Origin of the sequence: Staphylococcus sp. NAM3COL9 (assembly GCF_001431205.1) — a bacterium.
GTDB lineage: Bacteria > Bacillota > Bacilli > Staphylococcales > Staphylococcaceae > Staphylococcus.
In genome coordinates this window covers 583,508-607,080 of the sequence record NZ_LGPC01000011.1, presented here as the reverse complement: position 1 = coordinate 607,080, position 23,573 = coordinate 583,508, and the positions used below count along the sequence as shown (strand labels likewise).

The following is a 23,573-nucleotide window of genomic DNA, read 5'->3' as shown; positions in this document are numbered from 1 at the left end:
GTTTACCAATGTTTAAAGATTTTTTCAATAGAAGTAGTAAAAAGAAAAAGTACGTGACCGTATCGGATTCAAAACAAAGTGATGTTCCAGCAGGTATTATGACGAAATGTCCTAAATGTAAAAAAATTATGTATACGAAAGAATTAGCTGAAAACTTAAACGTTTGTTTTAACTGTGATCATCATATTTCGCTTACAGCTTATAAACGTATTGAAGCTATTTCTGACGAAGGTACATTTAAAGAATTTGATAGTGGCATGACCTCAGCAAACCCATTGGACTTCCCAAGTTATGAAGAAAAAATCCAAAAAGATCGACAAAAAACTGAGCTAAACGAAGCAGTAGTAACTGGAACGGCAAATTTAGAAGGTATAAGTTATGGTGTTGCTGTTATGGATGCTAGATTTAGAATGGGCAGCATGGGTTCTGTAGTAGGCGAGAAAATTTGTAGAATTATTGAGCATTGTATTGAAAATCGTTTGCCATTTATTTTATTTTCAGCAAGTGGCGGAGCTAGGATGCAAGAAGGTATCATATCGTTAATGCAAATGGGTAAAACGAGTGTGACATTGAAGAAACACGCGGATGCTGGGTTATTGTATATTTCTTACATTACTAATCCAACTACTGGTGGTGTTTCTGCAAGCTTTGCTTCTGTAGGTGATATCAATCTTAGTGAACCCAAAGCGTTAATTGGATTTGCTGGGAGACGTGTCATTGAACAAACTATTAATGAAAAATTACCAGATGATTTCCAAACTGCAGAATTTTTATTAGAACATGGCCAATTAGATAAAGTAGTACATAGAAAAGAAATGAAAGCAACGTTATCTAGTATCTTAAAAATGCACCAAGAGGTGAAAACAAATGCTTGATTTTGAAAAGCCGCTTTTTGAAATAGAAAATAAAATCGAATCATTAAAAGAATCTCAAGAGAAGAATGATGTAGATCTGCAAGAAGAAATTGATATGCTTGAAGCTTCTTTAGAGAGAGAGACTGAAAAGGTATATACAAACCTTAAACCATGGGATCGTGTGCAATTAGCACGTTTACAAGAAAGACCTACATCTTTAGATTACATACCTTATATATTTGACTCATTTATGGAACTTCATGGTGATAGGAATTACAGAGATGACCCTGCAATGATTGGTGGTATTGGTTATTTGAATGGCCAAGCAGTTACTGTAGTTGGACAACAACGTGGTAAAGACACCAAAGATAATATTTATCGTAATTTTGGTATGGCACATCCAGAAGGTTATAGAAAAGCAATTAGATTGATGAAACAGGCAGAAAAATTCAATCGACCTATTATTACTTTTATCGATACTAAAGGTGCTTATCCAGGTAAAGCAGCAGAAGAACGTGGGCAAAGTGAATCTATTGCTAGAAACTTAGTCGAAATGGCTTCGTTAACAGTACCAATCATTTCTATTGTGATTGGTGAAGGCGGTAGTGGCGGAGCTTTAGGTTTAGGTATTACAAATCGTATATTGATGCTTGAAAATAGTACGTATTCAGTTATTTCACCTGAAGGTGCGTCTGCACTGTTATGGAAAGACAGCAATCTCGCAAAAATTGCTGCAGAAACAATGAAGATTACTGCTGAAGATTTACGTGAACTCAATATAGCTGATGATGTAATTAAAGAGCCATTAGGTGGGGCACACCATGATGTTGAAATCCAAGCACAAAATATCAAAAAAGGTTTTGAATATTATTTATCAGAATTAAGTCAGCTAAGTAAACAAAAACTTGTTGATGACCGATATGCAAAATTTAGAAATATTGGATCATATCACGAATAATAATAAACACACTAAGATTAGCTGTGAAGAAATCTATGACGATAGATTTCTTCACAGCTATTTTTTATAGTTATAGACAAGTAGATTGAGTAGACCAAATGTTATATTAACAATAGCGCTTTGATATATAAACGCACTTGTTTCAAGCTTTTAAAGAACTGCTACATTATATATGATGCCAAGCAGTTCTTATGCAAGCGTTTCAACACTTGTATAACTTATGGAGGCGAGATTACGAAATTAATTTTTTGATTTCTGTCTTACTTCCTTGCCATACCCTATATTTATTTAAACAATAAATGTATTGTTTAAGAAATATAATTTAAAGGTAAATACAAAAGAACGCTCATTTCATTTTTGCCGAAAAATCATAGTAAACGCTTACTATATAAAATTTAATAGTCTAGATTAATTTAAAACGTTTACATTCGGCACAAATCCTCATTTTAATGGCACCATTGTATAATTTATGGTATTTTTAGAATAAGAAATACATGTTAGAAAGGTTTGTCGTCATGAAAAAAATTGCAGTGTTGACAAGTGGTGGAGATTCTCCAGGCATGAACGCAGCTGTAAGAGCTGTAGTTAGAAAAGCGATTTTTAATAACATTGAAGTCTATGGTGTTTACCAAGGCTATCAAGGTTTATTAAACGATGATATCGAAAAGCTTGAACTCGGTTCTGTAGGGGATACAATTCAACGCGGGGGCACTTTTTTATATTCAGCAAGATGTCCTGAATTTAAAGAAGTAGAAATGCGTAAGAAAGGTATAGAGAACTTACGTAAAAGAGGAATCGAAGGTCTTGTAGTTATCGGTGGAGACGGTAGTTACAAAGGCGCGCAACGTATAAGTGAAGAATGTGAAGAAATCCAGACAATTGGTATACCTGGTACGATTGATAATGATATTAATGGTTCAGATTTTACAATTGGATTTGATACAGCATTAAACACGATTATTGATTGCGTTGATAAAATCCGTGATACAGCATCGAGTCATGCTAGAACCTTTATTATAGAAGTTATGGGACGTAATTGTGGAGATTTAGCATTATGGGCAGGTATGTCGGTTGGTGCAGAAACAATTATCGTTCCAGAGGTAGAAACAGACATTAAAGATGTAGCTGAAAAAATCGATAATGGTATAAAAAGAGGCAAAAAACATTCAATCGTCATGGTTGCAGAAGGTTGTATGTCTGGAGAGGCATGCGCACAAGAGTTAACTAAGTATATTAATGTTGATGCCCGTGTTTCTGTATTAGGTCATATCCAACGTGGTGGTAGCCCAAGCGGAGCAGATCGTGTGTTAGCGTCACGTTTAGGCGGTCATGCAGTAGATTTATTATTACAAGGGAAAACTGCTATCGGAGTAGGTATTCGTAATAATGAATTAACTGATACACCATTTGAAGAAATATTTAGATCAGATCAACATGAGTTCGATTTTGAAACTTATGAATTAACAAATGAATTATCTATATAAAATACTTGGAGGCATTATTAATGAGAAAAACTAAAATTGTTTGTACTATTGGACCAGCGTCAGAATCGGAAGAAATGCTTGAGAAATTAGTGAACGCCGGAATGAATGTTGCCCGTTTAAACTTTTCACATGGTGATCATGCAGAACATAAAGCAAGAATTGATTCGATTCGCAAAGTATCTAAAAAATTAGATAAAACTGTTGCAATCTTACTTGATACTAAAGGACCTGAAATTCGTACACATAGTATGAAAGATGGCGGTATTGAACTTAAAAGAGATACTGAAGTCATAGTAAGCATGACAGAAGTAGAAGGTACACCTGAAAAATTCTCAGTAACTTATGATAATTTAATCAATGATGTAGAAGAAGGGTCATATATTTTATTAGATGATGGTTTAATTGAATTGCAAGTTAAACGTATCGACAAAGATAATGGTGAAGTTGTTTGTGATGTATTAAACACTGGCGAATTAAAAAATAAAAAAGGTGTTAACTTACCAGGCGTTAAAGTAAATTTACCTGGTATTACTGATAAAGATGCTGAAGATATTAATTTTGGTATTAGCGAAGGCGTTGATTTTATCGCAGCTAGTTTTGTACGTCGTCCAAGTGATGTACTAGATATCCGTAAATTACTTGAAGCACAAAAAAATACAACAATCAGTATTATACCTAAAATTGAAAATCAAGAAGGTATCGATAATATCAAAGGTATTCTTGAAGTTTCAGATGGTTTAATGGTTGCACGCGGTGACATGGGTGTTGAAATTCCACCAGAATCAGTACCTATGGTGCAAAAAGATCTAATCAGACAATGTAATAAATTAGGTAAACCTGTTATTACTGCGACTCAAATGCTTGATTCTATGCAAAGAAACCCACGTGCTACACGTGCCGAAGCAAGTGATGTTGCCAACGCAATATATGATGGTACAGATGCAGTAATGCTTTCTGGTGAAACAGCTGCTGGACTTTATCCTGAAGAAGCAGTTAAAACAATGCGTAATATCGCAGTTTCTGCTGAAGGTGCACAAGATTATAAAAAATTATTATCAGACCGCACTAAATTAGTAGAAACGTCACTAGTTAATGCAATTGGTGTTTCAGTTGCACATACAGCATTAAACTTAAATGTAAAAGCAATTGTTGCTGCTACAGAAAGTGGTTCAACTGCACGTACGATTTCTAAATATCGTCCTCAATCAGACATTATCGCAGTAACACCTAATCCAGAAACTGCACGCCAATGTGCGCTAGTTTGGGGAATTCACCCAGTAATTAAAGAAGGACGTAAAACTACAGATGCATTATTAAATAATGCTGTAGCTACTGCAGTTGAAACAGAAAAAGTTCAAAATGGTGATTTAATTATTATCACTGCTGGTGTGCCAACAGGTGAAAAAGGTACTACTAACATGATGAAATTGCATTTAGTAGGAGATGAACTTGCAAAAGGCCAAGGTATTGGTAGAAATTCGGTTGTTGGTCAAACACTTGTTGTTAATAATGCAAGTGAGTTAGAAGGTAAAGATTTATCTGAAACTATTATTGTAACGTCTTCAGTAGACGAAACACTTGTACCTTATATCGAAAATGCAATTGGTTTAATCACAGAAGAAAATGGCATTACTTCACCAAGTGCAATTATTGGTTTAGAAAAAGGTATTCCTACAGTTGTTGGTGTTGAAAACGCAACTAAAGAAATACAAAATGATGTTTTAGTTACTATTGATGCAAATCAAGGTAAAATCTTCGAAGGTTATGCTAACGTTCTATAATAGAATTACGAATATAAACTAATAAGTAGTTGTAAATTCCTATTTAAATTACTAAAAGTAAAAGAGAGTTAACTGAAGTTAAAATTCAGTTAACTCTCTTTTTTAATTTTAACCCAACTTTATATAAGGTTATTAAGTACTCATGTTTTTAATCATTATAAAAACTATCCATACACATTGCTTGCGAACCAATATGTATGGATAGTTCATTTTGAAACGCTCTTTTTTATTTATCTTGAGTACGTGCTATTTTTTATATCTTAGGTACATTATACTTAAGGCAACGAACCATATCGGAGTTAAAAATACTGCTGTTCTCGTAACTGCATTTACGAATAATAAACAAAATACTAACAAGAAGAATATTAAGATGATATAACCCATATATTTACCACCTACTAATTTAAAATTAGCCTGTTTGTGAGCTTCTGGGTTACGTTTAGTATAATTGATGTAAGCAACAATGATTAACGCCCAAACAGCTAAAAACAACACTGTAGATACAGTTGTGATATAAGTGAAGACGAGTGTTGCATTCGGTACAATATAGTTTAATAAAGCTGCAATCATCAGTAAAGCACAGGAGACAAATATTGCAATGTGCGGAACGCCATTTTTATTCGTTGATGCAAAATAAAGTGGTGCTTGTTTTTGATTAGAAAGTCCAAAGAGCATACGACTGTTAGAAAAAATACCGCTATTACAAGAAGATGCCGCTGCAGTTAGTACAACGAAATTAATAATGCCTGCTGCAAATGGAATACCAATTAACGCGAATAATCTAACAAATGGACTATCATCAGGATTGATAGCCTCCCATGGGATGATTGACATGATCACAGCTAATGCGCCTACATAAAAGACTAATATACGCAAAGGTACACTATTAATTGCTTTCGGTAAGGTTTTAGTCGGATCTTTAGTTTCACCTGCAGTAACACCTATTAATTCAATACCCACAAATGAGAATACAGCCATTTGGAATGACATTAAAAATCCATTAATCCCTTTAGGGAATATGTCATTATTGTATAAATTAGATAACGAAGCATGGCCAAATTGTGTATCATAGGCCATAATAATCATAATTACACCAACAACAATCAAAGCGAGAATCGTTACAATTTTAATGATTGCAAACCAAAATTCTAACTCACCAAATAGTTTAGCGCTTAATAAATTAAGTGACATAAGTACAAGTACACAGAACAAAGCACTGATCCAATTTGGAATGTGAGGAAACCAAAAACTTACATATTTTGCAACCGCAGTTACCTCAGCCATACCAGTAATAATCCAACACAACCAATAAGTCCAACCAGTCACAAAACCCGCAAATGAACCAATATATTGATTCGTGACATCTGCGAAAGACTTGAAATTAGTATTTGTTACAAGCATTTCTCCCAAGCCACGCATAAACATAAATAGCATAAAACCAATGATGATATATGTAAGTAAAATAGAAGGGCCAGTTAACGCGATTGTTTGACCAGCTCCTAAAAACAGACCTGTACCAATTGCGCCACCAATTGCAATCAGTTGGATATGCCGACTGCTTAGTTCTCTCTGTAATTCATTGTTTGACATAATCTACTACTCCTTCATTTTGTCGTTTTATTATTATGCAACTGTCTTTAAAATATTACAACTGTTATTTAACTGAATCGTAAAAAAATTAAGGATAAAACTACATTAATAATTAGTTATTAATAATGATAACCAAATGAAAAGTAATAAAAATTGAACTGTAAGACTTTCCATACTAAAATGAAGTTATAACACCATTTCATATTATGGCGTGTTTAAGGGTATATAAACAAATACTTATTTCTTAGTGTTTTGGCAAGAGGGTTAAACTTTAAATATTCACAAAAGAGACGAAGTTGGATATAATGGTTAATGAAAGCCATTTCATAACGAAATAGAAAAGGGGAATTTATATATGGCAGAGTTACAAAAAGGTTTAGAAGGGGTAATTGCATCTCAAACTAAAGTAAGTTCTATCATTGATAGTCAATTAACATATGCAGGTTATGATATTGATGATTTAGCTCAAAATGCTGAGTTTGAAGAAGTTGTCTTCTTGTTATGGCACTACCGATTACCTAATGAAAAAGAATTAAAAGAATTAAAAGAAAAGCTTTTTGAATACATGACACTAAACCCTAGAGTGTATAATCACTTTAAAGAATACGCTACTAGTAATGTGCATCCAATGACAGCGTTAAGAACATCTGTATCTTATATTGCCCATTTTGATGAACATGCTGAAACTGAAAGTAATGAACAGACAATGGAGCGTGCGATACGTATTCAAGCTAAAATAGCTTCTCTTGTTACAGCATATGCAAGAGTTAGAGAAGGTAAAGAGGTTGTAAAACCAAATAGCGACTTAAATTATGCAGGAAATTTCTTATATATGTTAAGAGGAGAATTACCTACAGATATCGAAGTTGAAGCGTTTAATAAAGCGCTTGTATTACACGCAGATCATGAGTTGAATGCCTCAACATTTACAGCAAGATGTGCTGTTTCATCATTATCTGATATGTATTCAGGTATTGTTGCTGCAGTTGGTTCATTAAAAGGTCCACTTCATGGTGGTGCAAATGAACGTGTCATGAGCATGCTATCTGAAGTGAAATCAATTGATGACGTTGATCATTACATCGATAAAAAAATTGAAAATAATGAAAAAATTATGGGCTTTGGACACCGTGTGTATAAAGATGGTGATCCAAGAGCGAAATACTTAAAAGAAATGAGTAGAAAAATCACAGCAGAAACAGGTCAAAGTCAATTATTTGATATTTCCGTTAAAATTGCTGATAAAATGAAAGAAGAAAAAGGCTTAATAGCCAATGTGGATTTCTTTAGTGCAACAGTTTATCATAGTATGAACATTGAGCATGATTTATTTACTCCAATTTTTGCAGTAAGTAGAACTTCTGGTTGGATTGCACATATCTTAGAACAATATAGAGATAACAGAATTATGCGTCCAAGAGCTGAATATATTGGCGAAACAGATAGAAAATATGAACCAATAGAAAAAAGATAATAAGTGTAATCATTTTTAGTGCAATGTTTATCGTAATAATGAATGTACAAACAATAATTTTGGAAATTATTTAATAAACAAAACAAAACACGGAGGTTTTTTTACATGTCAGGAGAAAAAATAGTAAAATCACAAGAAGGTTTAACAGTTCCAAATAATCCAGTCATCCCATTTATTATAGGTGATGGTATTGGACCAGATATCTGGAATGCGGCTAGTAGAGTAATTGATGCAGCTGTTGAAGATGCTTATAATGGTGAAAAGAAAATCGAATGGAAAGAAGTATTAGCTGGACAAAAAGCTTACGATGAAACTGGCGAGTGGTTACCTAAAGAAACGCTTGATACGATTAATGAATATTTAATTGCTATTAAAGGTCCTTTAACAACACCGATTGGTGGCGGCATACGTTCACTTAACGTTGCGTTACGTCAAGAATTAGATTTATTTACATGTCTACGTCCAGTACGTTGGTTCCAAGGCGTTCCTTCACCAGTTAAACGTCCTGAAGACACTGATATGGTTATTTTCCGTGAAAATACTGAAGACATTTATGCTGGTATTGAATTCCAAGAAGGTACACCTGAAGTTAAGAAATTAATTGATTTCTTACAAAATGAAATGGGTGCTAAAAATATTAGATTCCCAGAAACATCAGGTATTGGTGTGAAACCAGTTTCTAAAGAAGGTACGGAGCGTTTAGTACGTGCTTCTATACAATACGCTTTAGAAAATAATCGTAAATCATTAACATTAGTGCATAAAGGCAATATCATGAAATTTACTGAAGGCGCATTTAAACAATGGGGTTATGATTTAGCACATAACGAATTTGGTGATAAAGTATTTACTTGGCAACAATATGATGAAATTGTTGAAAAAGAAGGTAAAGACAAAGCAAACGAAGCACAAGAAAAAGCAGAAAAAGAAGGCAAAATTATCGTTAAAGATTCAATTGCTGACATTTTCTTGCAACAAATCTTAACACGTCCATCAGATCATGATGTAGTAGCTACAATGAACTTAAATGGTGACTATGTATCTGATGCATTAGCAGCACAAGTTGGTGGCATTGGTATTGCACCTGGTGCAAACATAAACTATGAAACTGGTCATGCTATTTTTGAAGCTACACATGGTACAGCTCCCAAATATGCTGGATTAAACAAAGTTAACCCATCATCTGAAATTTTAAGTGCAACACTAATGTTAGAACACTTAGGATGGCAAGAAGCTGCAGACAAGATTACTGAATCAATTGAAAAAACAATTGCTTCTAAAGTGGTAACTTACGACTTTGCACGTTTAATGGATGGTGCTAAAGAAGTTTCTACTTCTGACTTTGCAGATGAACTTATTAAAAACATCAAATAATATAAATTAGTATTGGATCATTAATGCTACAATACTAATTGATTTTTAAAGTCACCAACATTATCTGAGGATTCTGTTGGTGTTTTTGTTTTTTATGAGTTAGTAAAAAGTGCACTAAAAATCGTTTTTAATCTACATTTACTTTTTAATGTAAATTGTAAATTTTAAAACACTATTTGATGTAAATTAACACGAACTATTTCTGTGAACTGCATATTTTCAATGATATAAGTGTTCATGTTGTTAATTAAATGTTAAGATTTCGTTAACGTATAATTTTAAAAAAATTCAGTGAAATGAAATCAGCAGCGTAACAGATTGTTAACAGCACAATTACATTAAATTCAGGAATGCTTAATTTGATCCTGTATTTTAGCTATTGTAAAGTTTATGTGAAAAGAATTTAAAGTATGTTATTTTTATTTAAATATAAGTTATAATTAATTTGTAAACACAAATATGGAGGTATACTATGTCACAAAAAGTACTTGTAGTAGATGATGAGCAATCAATCGTAACCTTATTAAAATATAATTTAGAGCAAGCTGGATATATAGTGGATGTAGCTTATGATGGCGAAGAAGCACTTGAGAAGGTTAATGCTACAAACCCCGAATTAGTTGTGTTAGATGTCATGCTTCCTAAAAAAGATGGAATAGAAGTTTGTAAAACAATCCGTTCTGATAAAAACCGTGTGCCTATCTTAATGTTGACAGCTAAAGATGATGAATTTGATCGTGTACTAGGACTAGAACTTGGTGCAGATGATTATATGACTAAACCATTTTCACCAAGAGAAGTAGTAGCAAGAGTAAAAGCTATTTTAAGAAGATCTGCGATGGTTACAGAAGCAGCTCAAATTGAAAATGATGAAGATGACATACTTATTGGTTCAATCAAAATTAGACCGGAATATTTCGAAGTGTATAGAGAAGATGAATTATTAGAATTAACACCAAAAGAATTTGAGCTGTTATTATATCTTATCGAAAGACAGGGTAGAGTAATCACGCGTGAACATATGTTAAATTCAGTATGGAATTATGAATTTGCGGGTGACTCTAGAATTGTGGATGTACATATTAGTCATTTAAGAGATAAATTAGAAGAAAACCCAAAACAGCCTAAACTTATCAAAACAGTACGAGGTTTAGGATATAAGTTGGAGAGACCTAAGGTTTAATGCTGAAGTTTCATCACCGACTCTTATTTTTATTATGTACCATCGTTATTATTAGTTTTATTATGCTAGGCGCAATCATAACACATGTTATTTATAACACGGTTGCTACGGGTCAAGAAGGTGACCTAGAGCATCGTTCAGAGCATATCGTTAGTTTGTACAGCCATGATAAAATAGCTGAAATCAAAGATATTGCTGAAAGTGAGAAACTTACTGTAGTCATTGAAAAAGGTAACGATGTCTTGTTGTCCACAAAAAAAGGAACTGAGATAAATGAAAATATAAGAAATGAAGCTATTCCTTCGAAACTAATTTATGATAAGGTAGCCGATGATCGAAGATATACCTTCAAAACTTCAATCAAAGATAAAGACATTTTGATTAGTGGTGTAAATAATGAAATCTTAGAATTGCAAATTGAAATTTGGAAATACACTGCTTTAATTGGTTTAATTGTTTTAGTGATTATTTTCTTTGTAGTTCGAAGCATTAATAGAACATATATTAGACCTATTAATGAAGTAACTTATGCCACGAACCTTTTGGCCGAAGGTTATTATCACGTGAGGGTACCTGAGAGTAACGTAAAAGAGACGAGAGAGTTGTTCGTTACTACAAATGAATTAGCTAGACGTTTACAACGTTTAAACCATAAGCAAAAACTACAATCCAATAGGCTGAAAACAACTGTTGAAAGTATTCCGAGTTCCATATTAATGATTGATAAATATGGTGAAATTGTTGTAGCAAATAAAGCATATTATGAGCTGTTTACGCCTGAAGAAGCGGTAGAACATAAAAGCTATGTTGAGTTTATCGATGTTAAAATTCAAAAACTTATCGCTGATGCTTTTAAAGTAGAAAAACCTATTTATGAGCAAGTGGAATTAACTATAGATCAAGTGCATCAAAAATATTTTGATACTGCTTGTGTTCCAATCTTGTCAAAAACAAAGAAAAATTTATACGGCATGGTTATAGTTATGCATGATATCACAAACCTTAAAAAGCTTGAAAATTTACGTCGTGAATTTGTAGCGAATGTGTCACATGAGTTAAAAACACCTATTACTTCAATAAAAGGATTTGCTGAGACATTACTAGATGGGGCGAAAAATGATGAACAGGCATTAGATGATTTCTTAAAAATCATTTCTAAAGAATCTGATCGCATTGAAACCTTAGTTTTTGATTTACTAGATTTATCTCATGTTGAACAACAATCTGAAATAGAAACTGAATATATCAGTTTGTCTGACATTGCTGAGATAACGATTAAAAACATGCAGACGATTGCTGAAAGTAAAAATATAACAATTATAAATGAAGTGGCGCCTGATATTGTCATTGATGCAAATAATGATAAAGTTTCACAAGTTGTTATCAATTTATTATCAAATGCAATTAGTTACTCTAAGCAATCGGATGAAGTAATTGTTCGTGTATATAAAGAAGGGAATAAACGTATACTAGAAGTAGAAGATTTCGGTATGGGTATAAGTGAAGAAGATCAAAAACATATTTTCGAACGCTTTTATAGAGTAGATAAAGCGCGCAGTAGAGATTCAGGTGGCACAGGCTTAGGCTTGTCGATTACAAAACATATTATGGAAGCCCATAGTGGTAGAATCAACGTAATTAGTAGTCCAAACGAAGGCTCAACATTTAGAATTACATTTTTTGAAACCGAGTAAGTATACTTTAAAAGAACAATTGTTGTATGACTTCATATAATATTAAATTGATAGTCGAACTAATTAACTTATGTTATTAGGTCGACTTTTTATATTGCTATAAAAATCAGAAGATATGTCGTATCAATACGGATAGTGTCATAATTTATGATAAAATGGAAAGTAAATATGTGTTGGAGGTTAAAACATTGAATAAATTAATTTTAGTTGATGGTAACAGTCTTAGCTTTAGAGCTTTTTACGCTTTGCCATTATTACAAAATAAGGCGGGTATTCATACTAATGCCGTGTATGGTTTTGCGATGTTGCTTGAAAAAATTATAAAAGAAGAACAGCCTACACACTTCTTAGTAGCCTTCGATGCTGGAAAAACAACGTTCAGACACTCACAATATAGTGAATATAAAGGCGGACGTCAAAAAACGCCACCTGAATTAAGTGAACAATTTCCTTATATCAGACAATTATTAGATGCTTATCAAATTAAGCGCTATGAGTTAGAAAATTATGAAGCGGATGATATTATCGGTACGCTGAGTAAACAAGCAAATGAAGAAAAATTCCAAACGATTATCGTAACTGGTGACCGAGATTTAACACAACTTGCTACAGATGACGTGACAATCTATTATACTAAAAAAGGTGTAACAGACGTTGATCATTACACACCGGAATTTATTGCCGAAAAATATGATGGTTTGGTTCCAGAACAAATTATTGATATGAAAGGCTTAATGGGGGATGCTTCAGACAACATTCCAGGTGTTGCAGGTGTTGGTGAGAAAACAGCAATTAAATTATTGAAACAATTTTCAAATGTAGAAAATGTCTATGAACATCTAGATGAAGTCTCAGGTAAGAAATTAAAAGAGAAACTTGAAAATAGTAAAGATGATGCTTTAATGAGCAAGGAACTTGCAACAATTAATTGTGAAAGTCCAATTGAAGTATCTTTAAACGAGACTATGTTGCAAGAAAACTCAGATACAAGTGATAAAATTGAATTATTTAAAAAATTAGAGTTCAAACAAATGTTAGACCAAATAGATGTTGATGGTAGTAGCTCGAGTGTTGAAGAAATGGAAATCAATATAGCAAGTGATTTTGCACAGGTTGATTTTAAAAACTTAGCTGCTGCATCTATACATTTTGAATTAGATGGTTCTAATTATTTAAAAGATGACATATTAAAATTTGCTTTATATGATGGCACACACCATGTTGTTATTGATGCGCATAAGATGCATGATTATCCAGCACTTATTGCATGGTTAGAAGATAGTACAACAAAAAAGAATGTATATGATGCCAAAAAATCATATGTCGTTGCGCATAGATTAGACATTGCACTCAAACACATTGTGTTTGATGTGATGTTAGCAAGTTATATTATTGACCCATCACGTACAATAGATGACTTCAATTCAGTTGTTACGAATTATGGTCAATATTACGTACAACAAACCATTGCAATTTATGGTAAAGGCAAAAAAAGACAATTACCTGAAGATGAAGTTCTGAATCATCATGTAGCAACAATTATAGAAGCAATTAGTGCGACTAAACCTAGAATGACAGAACAATTAAATGAATATAACCAAACAGATTTACTATATGATTTAGAATTACCATTGGCACGCATTTTAAGTGAAATGGAAGAAACAGGTATTTATACAGTTGCTAATGATTTAAAAGAAATGGAAAAAGAGATTCAAAGTAAACTGGATGTGTTAATAAAAAATATACATGAAGCTGCAGGAGAGCCATTTAATATCAATTCACCAAAACAGCTAGGTGTTGTATTATTTGAAACATTAGAGTTACCTGTAATTAAAAAAACTAAGACAGGTTATTCCACAGCAGTAGATGTGTTAGAACAATTACAAGGTAAACATCCTATTATTGAGTATATCCTTGAATATAGACAGCTTGCTAAATTACAGTCTACTTATGTAGAGGGATTGCAAAAAGTGATTGCCGAGGATAATCGTATCCATACACGTTTTAATCAAACACTAGCACAAACTGGTAGGTTGTCATCTATTGATCCTAACCTACAAAATATACCTGTTCGTTTAGAAGAGGGTAGGAAAATTAGAAAAGCTTTTAAGTCTACAGATAAAAACAATGTCATATTTGCAGCCGATTACTCGCAAATTGAATTAAGAGTATTGGCACACATCACACAAGATGAAAGTATGAAACAAGCATTTATTAATGATGAAGACATTCATACAGCTACAGCTATGAAAGTATTCAATGTGCAACCGGATGAAGTTGATAGCACGATGCGTAGGCAAGCGAAGGCAGTGAATTTCGGAATTGTTTATGGTATAAGTGATTATGGTCTAAGCCAAAGTTTAGGCATAACAAGAAAACAAGCCAAACAATTTATTGATGATTATTTAGATAGTTTCCCTGGCGTTAAGCAATATATGGAAGATATTGTTAAAGACTGCAAAGCTCAGGGCTATGTTGAAACGTTATTACATCGTCGTAGATATATACCAGATATCACAAGTAGAAATTTTAATTTAAGAGGTTTTGCAGAAAGAACCGCAATGAATACACCAATCCAAGGGACAGCTGCAGATATAATTAAATTGGCTATGGTAAATTTCGCAAATGAAGTTAAAGATACGGACTTCCATGCACAACTATTATTACAAGTGCATGATGAATTGATTTTCGAAGTACCTAAAGAAGAAATAGAAGCATTTGAAGAATTCATTGAAAGAATTATGGATAATGCGATAGAGTTAGACGTACCATTAAAAGTTGAATCTAGCTATGGTCAAACATGGTACGATGCAAAATAGAAAGAGGGTATTATATTGCCTGAGTTACCAGAAGTAGAACATGTAAAAAGAGGTATTAAACCTTTTGTTAAAGGACAAACAATTGAATCAGTTACTTTTTCTGACAAAGTGCATGAAGGTAAAGCAAACCAACGTGAAACGATAATTAAAGGTTTAGCATTAGATACGTTTAGACACTTTACTGAGCATTTTACAATTATTGATATAGATAGACGAAGTAAGTATATCGTTTTCTACTTAGAGAAAAACGGTGAAAAAAGAATACTCATTAGCCATCTGGGTATGGCTGGTGGTTTCTTTGTGGTCGATAAAATAGAAGATATTAGTGTTCCGAATTATCGTAAACATTGGCATGTTATATTTAAATTAAATAATGATAAATTGCTTGTCTATTCTGATATTCGTCGTTTCGGTGAAATTAGAAATGTGCCATCGTTTGAGGCGTATCCATCATTTTTAGAAATTGCCCCAGAACCATTTGATGAAGAAGCAATGCCACATTACTTATCATGGTTTAATAAAAAACCATACCAAAACAAGCCAATTAAACAGATGATTTTAGATCATCGGGTCATTTCGGGTTGTGGTAACATTTATGCGTGTGAAGCTCTTTTCAGAGCAGGTATCCATCCAGCGCGTCTATCAAAAGAGTTAAATGACCAAGAACGCGAAACATTATTTTATTATGTTCGTGATGTGCTAGAAGCGGGTATAAAATATGGTGGAACGAGCATATCTGATTATCGTCATGCAGACGGTAGTACAGGAACGATGCAATTGCATCTTAATGTTTATAAACAAAAGATATGTAAGGTGTGTGGAAGTGACATTGAAACTCAAGTTATTGCAACGCGAAATAGTCATTTTTGCGCTACATGTCAAAAATAAAGGAAGAGTGAAATTATGCCAAAAGTTATAGGACTAACAGGTGGTATCGCATCAGGCAAATCTAGTGTTTCGGAATTATTAACCGTACATGGTTTTAAAGTCGTAGATGCAGATATTGCATCACGCCAAGCAGTAGAGAAGGGTACCAAAGGTCTAGAACAAGTTAAAGAAGCATTTGGAGAAGAAGCAATAGATGAAGATGGCAATATGAATAGATCATATGTAGGAGATGTCATATTTAATCATCCAGATAAAAGATTGGAATTAAATGAAATTATTCATCCTATTGTTAGAGACATCATGGAACAAGAAAAAGAAACTTATCTTGAGCAAGGCTATAACGTAATTATGGATATTCCATTATTATTTGAAAATGACTTGCAAGAAACTGTGGATGAAGTTTGGTTAGTATACACTTCTGAAAGTATACAAATTGATAGATTGATGGAACGTAATGATTTATCAATGGAAGATGCGAAAGCACGAGTCTATAGTCAAATTTCAATTGATAAAAAACGTAGAATGGCGGATCGTGAAATTGATAACCGTGATACGAAATTAGAATTGAAACAGAACTTAGAACAATTGCTTGTAGAAGAAGGTTATATTCACAACAATACTGAAGAAGAAGCGCAATAAATTATCTTTTTAAGTGAGTCTTCGAATGATGATTATAGTATGCTTGATTTAATATACATTAGTATGGTTTAATAAGTGTATTCAGAAGTACTACCCAACTTATAATTTAATGTTGAGTAGTACTTTTTCAATATGAACTTAAATTATGTTGTAAACTTATCTCGAAAAGGGCTCTTTAAGCTCATAGGTAAGCGATTTTTAAATTTTTTTAAATTTATTTTAGAAAACGCTTTCTTGTACTTTTATTTATGTTATACTATTTCCATAAAGTATAACACAAAAACGAGGGGTGCTTTGAATGACGACAAATATTGCAATTAATGGAATGGGTAGAATTGGAAGAATGGTATTAAGAATCGCTTTGAAAAATCAGGAATTAAATGTAGTAGCAATTAATGCGAGCTACCCACCTGAAACGATTGCCCACTTAATTAATTATGATACAACTCATGGTGCTTATGATTTAAAAGTAGAGCCTATAGAAAATGGGGTTAAAGTCGATGGCCATGAAATCAAGCTTGTTGCAGAAAGAAATCCTGAGCACTTACCTTGGGAAGCGCTGAACATCGATATTGTTATTGAGGCTACCGGAAAATTCAATCATGGAGATAAAGCCGTTGCACATATTGACGCAGGTGCTAAAAAAGTATTGCTCACTGGTCCATCTAAAGGTGGAGAAGTCCAAATGATTGTCAAAGGCGTTAATAATAATCAATTAGACATTGAACAGTATGACATATTTAGTAATGCTTCATGTACGACTAATTGTATTGGTCCAGTTGCTAAAGTATTAAATGACCAATTTGGTATCCAAAATGGTTTAATGACAACAATTCATGCCATTACGAATGATCAAAATAACATTGATAATCCGCATAAAGATTTGAGACGTGCGCGTTCTTGTAATGAAAGTATTATTCCAACTTCGACAGGTGCTGCAAAGGCACTAAAAGAAGTACTACCTGAATTAGACGGTAAATTACATGGTATGGCATTAAGAGTGCCAACGAAGAATGTTTCATTAGTCGATTTAGTCGTTGATTTAGACACGAATGTAACGGTTCAACAAGTCAATCAAGCATTTAAAGACAATGACTTAGATGGTGTGATTGCAACCGAAGATGCACCTTTAGTATCTATGGACTTTAATACAAATCCACATTCAGCAATTATTGATACACAAAGTACAATGATTATGGGCGACAATAAAGTCAAAATAATCGCTTGGTATGATAATGAATGGGGTTATTCAAATAGAGTTGTAGATGTGACTGAACAAATAGGTCAATTACTCAAAAATGATGTTGGCGCTGTCACAAATTAAAGTACACATTTATAACAGTTAATAATTATCTATTTGATTAAATTCTGAGAATTCACAAAGTATAGTCCGTTTGATATTTTGGTAGAGAATATTATGTATACTCCTTTTGAAGTGATGCACATTGATAGTGCTACTTGGAAAGGAGTTTTCATTTTGTCTTTTAAACCTATATACTAGATGATTGTAGAAAAAGACAATGATTAAATCGCTTATCATGTTAAACTTACTGACAGTGAGATACAGTAAGTATTTTAATTTCTATCAATATTTGGGATGTAAGTGATAAAAAATACATAAAGCTTTAAGTTGTTCAAACGTATTACAGTGATTCTTTTGTGACATACATATTTATAGTATAATGATAAGTAATCAAAACGAGAGGGTGATAATTCGATGAAATGCCCGAAATGTAATTCGACTCATTCTCGTGTTGTAGACTCTAGACATGCAGATGAAGTTAATGCGATTCGACGTAGAAGAGAATGTGAAAAGTGTAGTACGAGATTCACAACTTTTGAACATATAGAAAAAAGACCACTCATTGTGGTAAAAAAAGATGGCACACGGGAACAATTTTCACGTGAAAAGATTTTAAATGGATTGGTACGTTCATGTGAAAAAAGACCAGTACGTTATCAACAATTAGAAGATATTACGAATAATGTTGAATGGAAGTTACGTGATGAAGGACATGCAGAAATTTCTTCAAGAGAAATTGGAGAACATGTGATGAATTTGCTTATGCACGTAGACCAAGTATCATATGTAAGATTTGCATCTGTATATAAAGAATTTAAGGATGTTGATCAACTATTACAATCAATGCAAGGTATTTTAGCTGGAAATAAACGGAGTGATTCTTAAATGGGGTTACAATCATATGATTATGGTTTAAGACCACATGATAATTTTACTGTTGTGCGAAATTTCTATTTGAACAGCAAGCATCTAGAAATTTTAAATAGATTGTTTACACCAATGATTGGTGCAAATGCAATTGGTTTATATCATTATTTGAATCAGTTTGTAGAATATGAAGCGGATTCTGTATTGACGCACTATATAATTATGAGTGAGTTAAAGATTAATTTATTAGAATTCAGAAAAGATATGGACTTATTAGAGGGTATTGGATTAGTTAAAACATTAGTGAATCATGATGCACAGCATTCATCCTTTGTTTATCAGCTTGTCCAGCCGCCATCAGCAAAACAGTTTTTCAGTGATCCAATGTTATCAGTGTATTTGTTTAGTGAAGTAAGCAAACAACGTTATCAACAATTGAAACGTCATTTTGAACATAAAAAGCAAATTGACTTTAGTAAGTATCAAGATGTGACACGCAATTTCACCGATGTGTTTAAAGTACCTAATAAGCCATTAGATAACGATACAAATGAAATACTAAGTGAAACTGCATATCAAGGTTTAAACTTGTCACAAGTGCACTTTGATTTTGAAACATTATATGATTTATTACAAAGTCACTTTATCAGTACAAAAATTATAGATAAAGAAGCCAAAGCTTTAATTACACAAATTGCGACTTTATATGGTTTGACGCCGGAGCCGATGAAACGCATCATTTTAAAATCTATAACAAGCGCACAAGAACTTTCGTTTGAAGAATTAAGAAAACATGCAAGAACTTATTATTTGATGGAACATGAACAGCAAATGCCATCTTTAAATAGTAAAACTAACAATTATGTAGATAACACGGGCCAAGTTGGTCAAACGCAGAATAATAACCAAACTCAAAACCAAACGCAAAACGAAGATAAATCTGCTACATGGCTAAAACAGTTAGAAGAAACAAGTCCAATAGATATGTTAGCATCTTGGTCAGAATCTGAACCAACAACACAACAAAAATATATGATTGAAGAATTAGTAGAACGTGAACAATTGTCATTCGGTGTCATTAATATACTGTTACAATTTGTGATGTTGAAAGAAGATATGAAGCTACCTAAAACTTATATTTTTGAAATAGCATCAAATTGGAAGAAAAAAGGTATCAAAACAGCTGAACAAGCATATAATTATGCGATAAAAGTGAATCAACCTAAGACAGAAAACAAGTCATCTAAGCCGTATTATAAACAAAAACAATTAGCATCGAGAGAGATGACACCTAAATGGTTAGAAGAACGAGATAACAAAGTAGAAACTGACACTTCAAGTAATAATGAAGATGATGAAAAACTGAAGAATGATAGAGAACAGTTTTTAAATCAACTTAAAGATAGATGGAAGGAGGACAAATAAATGAAACCTTTTAATCAAATCATGGGCGATTCAAACGATTTATCAAAAAAAATTGCCAAGATAAAAAAAGATGTCGTCAATGATCCAGACGTTAAACAATTTCTACAGTCGCATAAAGCTGAACTGACGAATGCGATGATAGATGAAGATTTAAATATTTTACAAGAATATAAAGATCAAGAAAAGCGTTATGATGGTCATAAATTGAAAGACTGTCCCAATTTTGTTACAGGTCATATTCCTGAATTATATGTCGAACATAATCATATAAAAATTCGCTACTTACCTTGTCCTTGTAAAATTAAACACGATGAAGAACGGTTTAACAAACATTTAATTACATCGCACCATATGCAACGTGACACATTAGATGCAAAACTTGAAGATATATATATGGATAGAAGAGATAGATTAGATGTCGCAATGGCCGCTAACCAAATTTGTGAAAAAATAACGAATAAAGAGACACAAATTAAAGGTTTATATTTACATGGTCCATTTGGTACTGGTAAATCATTTATCCTCGGCGCAATTGCTAATCAATTAAAAACTGAAAAAATACCATCTACAATTGTCTATTTACCAGAATTTATCCGTTCGCTTAAAGGTGGATTTAAAGATGGTACTTTTGAAACGAAACTCTCTAGAGTGAGAGAAGCCAATATATTAATGTTAGATGATATAGGCGCCGAAGACATTACACCATGGGCACGCGATGAAGTAATTGGACCATTGTTACATTATCGTATGGTTCAAGAGTTACCTACATTTTTCAGTTCTAATTTAAGTTTTGAAGAATTAGAGTATCATCTCTCTGTCACGCGAGACGGTACTGAAAAAACAAAGTCTGCAAGAATAATGGAAAGAATCAAAACATTATCAACACCTTATTTCTTAGAAGGAAAAAATTACAGGAACGATTGAAATCTAAAATAAATGTTGTATAATAAACTTAAATCTAAATCATAAAAAATGAAATGAAGACGAGATGAATAAACCACTACTTCACAGAGAGCTAGTAAAAGATGAGATGCTGGTAAGTAAGTTAATTCGTTACTACTTTATAATTGATATTGTAATGAACATCCGGCTCAAGACCGTTATCTTACGTAGAGTAAAGTTATGTATGTCAAATACATCATAACTTTAATTTAGGGTGGTACCGCGAAGACCTCGTCCCTTTTTAGGGATGGGGTCTTTTTGTTTTTGAGTCTAATTCAGTATAAACATCATTTCTTTTTGATTTAAGTGCTTGAATAAATAGGAGGGTTTTTTATGGAGCAAATAAATATTAAATTTCCAGATGGCAATTCAAAAGTGTTTGACAAAGGTACAACTACAGAAGATATTGCACATTCTATAAGTCCAGGATTAAGAAAAAAAGCTGTAGCTGGTAAATTAAATGGACAATTAATAGATTTAACTAGACCCATTGACGAAGATGGATCAATTGAAATCGTAACACCTGGCTCTGATGAAGCGCTAGAAGTGTTACGTCATTCCACTGCACATCTTATGGCACAAGCTTTAAAACGATTATATGGTAATGTTCATTTTGGCGTTGGCCCAGTAATTGATGGGGGATTTTATTATGACTTTGATATGGAAGAAAGTATTTCATCAGATGATTTTGAAAAAATAGAAAAAACAATGAAACAAATTGTTAATGAAAACTATTCAATTGAACGTAAAGTCGTTTCAAGAGAAGAAGCTAAATCATTTTTCTCAGACGATCCATATAAGCAAGAATTAATCAATGCTATTCCAGAAAATGAAAATGTGACTTTATATTCTCAAGGTGAGTTCACGGATTTATGTCGTGGTGTTCATGTGCCATCTACTTCTAAAATAAAAGAATTCAAATTATTATCGACAGCTGGTGCTTATTGGCGTGGAAACAGTGATAATAAAATGTTACAACGTATATACGGCACAGCATTTTTCGATAAAAAAGAATTGAAAGCACATTTGAAAATGTTGGAGGAACGCAAAGAACGTGATCACCGTAAAATTGGTAAGGACTTAGAACTATTTGCTAACAATCCTTTAGTAGGTGCGGGTTTACCACTTTGGTTGCCTAACGGTGCTACAATTCGTCGTGAAATTGAACGTTATATTGTAGATAAAGAAGTAAGTATGGGTTATGACCATGTTTATACTCCTGTGATGGCTAACGTTGATTTATATAAAACATCAGGCCATTGGGATCATTATCAAGAAGACATGTTCCCAACAATGAAATTAGATGAACACGAAGAAATGGTATTAAGACCAATGAACTGTCCACACCATATGATGATTTATGCAAACAAACCCCATTCATATCGTGAATTGCCTATTAGAATTGCTGAATTAGGTACTATGCACCGTTATGAATCTAGTGGTGCGGTTTCTGGTTTACAACGTGTCCGCGGAATGACATTAAATGATGCACATATTTTTGTACGTCCCGACCAAATTAAAGAAGAATTCAAACGTGTTGTAAATTTAATTATTGATGTTTACAAGGATTTCAACTTTGAAAATTATAAATTCCGTGTAAGTTATAGAGATCCTGAAGATAAAGAAAAATACTTTGATGACGATGACATGTGGAATAAAGCAGAAAGTATGTTAAAAGAAGCGGCAGATGAACTCGGCTTAGATTATGAAGAAGCAGTAGGAGAAGCAGCATTCTATGGTCCGAAACTTGACGTACAGGTTCAAACTGCTATGGGTAAAGAAGAAACATTATCTACTGCCCAATTAGACTTCTTATTACCAGAAAAATTTGATTTAACTTATATTGGTAATGATGGAGAACAACATAGACCAGTAGTCATTCACCGTGGTGTAGTTTCTACTATGGAACGTTTCGTTGCATTCTTAACTGAAGAAACAAAAGGAGCATTCCCTACGTGGTTAGCGCCAAAACAAGTAGAAATCATACCTGTTAATGTTGATTTACATTATGATTATGCTAGACACATTCAAGACGAGCTTAAATCGCAAGGTGTTAGAGTTGAAATTGATGACCGTAATGAAAAAATGGGTTATAAAATTAGAGAAGCGCAAATGCAAAAAACACCTTACCAACTTGTTGTAGGGGACAAAGAAGTAGAAAATAATGAAGTGAATGTACGTAAATATGGTTCACAAGATCAAGAAACACTAGAAAAAGAAGAATTCATTTGGAATTTACTTGATGAGATTAGATTGAAAAAGCAAAGATAGTCTTGAAACTCCAGAGGAAATCATGTA

The 23,573-nt window shown here is 33.0% G+C and carries 17 protein-coding genes; 16 read left to right on the top strand and 1 reads right to left on the bottom strand.

Translation table 11 applies throughout. The features are described from left to right. Positions 1-8: 8 nt before the first annotated feature. The 4 genes from accD to pyk all read left to right on the top strand — a co-directional run bounded on the left by accD (position 9) and on the right by pyk (position 5,077). Entirely contained in the window at positions 9-875 is an 867-nt protein-coding gene (accD, locus tag ACA31_RS05845; RefSeq protein WP_057512416.1) for an acetyl-CoA carboxylase, carboxyltransferase subunit beta, read from the top strand. Continuing rightward, positions 868-1,812, top strand: coding sequence for an acetyl-CoA carboxylase carboxyltransferase subunit alpha (locus tag ACA31_RS05840; protein WP_057512415.1), 945 nt, complete (start codon positions 868-870; stop codon positions 1,810-1,812). The genes accD and ACA31_RS05840 overlap by 8 nt, the downstream gene beginning before the upstream one ends. Positions 1,813-2,327: 515 nt before the next feature. Further along, complete coding sequence (gene pfkA, locus ACA31_RS05835) at positions 2,328-3,296, top strand: 6-phosphofructokinase (protein ID WP_057512414.1); 969 nt, start codon at positions 2,328-2,330, stop codon at positions 3,294-3,296. Between the two features lie 20 nt (positions 3,297-3,316). Further along, positions 3,317-5,077 (top strand): pyruvate kinase, encoded by a 1,761-nt coding sequence (pyk, locus tag ACA31_RS05830; protein WP_057512413.1) that lies wholly within the window; start codon positions 3,317-3,319, stop codon positions 5,075-5,077. A 246-nt stretch (positions 5,078-5,323) separates the two neighbouring features. Here the strand turns inward: pyk and ACA31_RS05825 are convergent, their stop codons facing one another. After that, positions 5,324-6,667: an amino acid permease gene (locus tag ACA31_RS05825; protein ID WP_057512412.1), complete on the bottom strand. Its 1,344-nt coding sequence runs from the start codon at positions 6,665-6,667 to the stop codon at positions 5,324-5,326. Positions 6,668-7,022: 355 nt separating this feature from the next. Here ACA31_RS05825 and ACA31_RS05820 point away from each other — a divergent pair, with 355 nt between their 5' ends. The 12 genes from ACA31_RS05820 (at position 7,023) to thrS (ending at position 23,546) form a co-directional block, all read left to right on the top strand. Beyond that, on the top strand, positions 7,023-8,141 hold the full coding sequence (locus ACA31_RS05820; protein ID WP_057512411.1) for a citrate synthase: 1,119 nt from the start codon (positions 7,023-7,025) through the stop codon (positions 8,139-8,141). A gap of 105 nt (positions 8,142-8,246) precedes the next feature. Beyond that, positions 8,247-9,515, top strand: coding sequence for an NADP-dependent isocitrate dehydrogenase (icd, locus tag ACA31_RS05815; protein WP_057512410.1), 1,269 nt, complete (start codon positions 8,247-8,249; stop codon positions 9,513-9,515). A 472-nt stretch (positions 9,516-9,987) separates the two neighbouring features. Beyond that, a complete protein-coding gene (locus tag ACA31_RS05810; RefSeq protein WP_057512409.1) occupies positions 9,988-10,698 on the top strand; it encodes a response regulator transcription factor in 711 nt (236 codons plus the stop codon). Beyond that, complete coding sequence (gene pnpS, locus ACA31_RS05805) at positions 10,698-12,392, top strand: two-component system histidine kinase PnpS (RefSeq protein WP_057512408.1); 1,695 nt, start codon at positions 10,698-10,700, stop codon at positions 12,390-12,392. The genes ACA31_RS05810 and pnpS overlap by 1 nt, the downstream gene beginning before the upstream one ends. A gap of 188 nt (positions 12,393-12,580) precedes the next feature. Further along, the gene (gene polA, locus ACA31_RS05800) at positions 12,581-15,211 is read left to right on the top strand and encodes a DNA polymerase I (protein WP_057512407.1); all 2,631 of its coding nucleotides are present in this window, start codon (positions 12,581-12,583) and stop codon (positions 15,209-15,211) included. A gap of 15 nt (positions 15,212-15,226) precedes the next feature. Continuing rightward, the gene (mutM, locus tag ACA31_RS05795) at positions 15,227-16,099 is read left to right on the top strand and encodes a bifunctional DNA-formamidopyrimidine glycosylase/DNA-(apurinic or apyrimidinic site) lyase (RefSeq protein ID WP_057512406.1); all 873 of its coding nucleotides are present in this window, start codon (positions 15,227-15,229) and stop codon (positions 16,097-16,099) included. A gap of 15 nt (positions 16,100-16,114) precedes the next feature. Next, positions 16,115-16,738, top strand: a complete 624-nt coding sequence (gene coaE, locus ACA31_RS05790) for a dephospho-CoA kinase (RefSeq protein ID WP_057512405.1) — start codon at positions 16,115-16,117, stop codon at positions 16,736-16,738. Positions 16,739-17,036: 298 nt separating this feature from the next. Beyond that, the gene (gene gap / locus ACA31_RS05785; protein ID WP_057512404.1) at positions 17,037-18,062 is read left to right on the top strand and encodes a type I glyceraldehyde-3-phosphate dehydrogenase; all 1,026 of its coding nucleotides are present in this window, start codon (positions 17,037-17,039) and stop codon (positions 18,060-18,062) included. A 393-nt stretch (positions 18,063-18,455) separates the two neighbouring features. After that, positions 18,456-18,926: a transcriptional regulator NrdR gene (gene nrdR / locus ACA31_RS05780; RefSeq protein WP_002507372.1), complete on the top strand. Its 471-nt coding sequence runs from the start codon at positions 18,456-18,458 to the stop codon at positions 18,924-18,926. Next, positions 18,927-20,333 carry a replication initiation and membrane attachment family protein gene (locus ACA31_RS05775; RefSeq protein WP_057512403.1) on the top strand — a complete coding sequence of 469 codons (1,407 nt, stop codon included), beginning with the start codon at positions 18,927-18,929 and terminating at the stop codon, positions 20,331-20,333. It abuts the gene before it with no gap. After that, positions 20,334-21,257 carry a primosomal protein DnaI gene (gene dnaI, locus ACA31_RS05770; protein ID WP_057512402.1) on the top strand — a complete coding sequence of 308 codons (924 nt, stop codon included), beginning with the start codon at positions 20,334-20,336 and terminating at the stop codon, positions 21,255-21,257. A gap of 351 nt (positions 21,258-21,608) precedes the next feature. Then, positions 21,609-23,546, top strand: coding sequence for a threonine--tRNA ligase (gene thrS / locus ACA31_RS05765; RefSeq protein ID WP_057512401.1), 1,938 nt, complete (start codon positions 21,609-21,611; stop codon positions 23,544-23,546). Positions 23,547-23,573 lie beyond the last annotated feature (27 nt).